Source organism: Bacillus sp. SIMBA_074 (assembly GCF_046534555.1).
GTDB lineage: Bacteria > Bacillota > Bacilli > Bacillales > Bacillaceae_G > Bacillus_A > Bacillus_A mycoides.
This window is the reverse complement of sequence record NZ_JAWRYM010000383.1, coordinates 1-280: the sequence shown is the minus strand read 5'-3', so window position 1 is coordinate 280 and position 280 is coordinate 1. Positions and strand designations below refer to the sequence as shown.

Genomic DNA, 280 nt, shown 5'->3' with positions numbered 1-280 from the left:
CTACACGCCCTAATATTTTTGTGGGTTTGCCGCAGTTAGGACAGACAACCTGGATCGTTTTTGTAGAAAGCATTCCAATCCAAAAATAAACCCCGGTGCTTGCGATTATGAATAAAAGGCCAAGTCCCATGAAAAGTGTCATGATAACAGGATGTGTTTTGAAGAAAAGTCCAATATACATTACGATAAAGCCGATGAAAATCAAACTCAAGGCAAATGTACGTATTTTATTGATTTTGCTAGAATGTTTAGCCATGGATTGTCCCTCCTAAAATATAAC

The 280-nt window shown here is 37.5% G+C and carries 1 protein-coding gene; it reads right to left on the bottom strand.

Annotated elements, in window-relative coordinates:
* Positions 1 to 256: DUF2614 family zinc ribbon-containing protein (locus SB773_RS31255; RefSeq protein ID WP_410594168.1), on the bottom strand; the 256-nt coding region annotated here is incomplete at its 3' end.
* Positions 257 to 280: the final 24 nt, after the last annotated feature.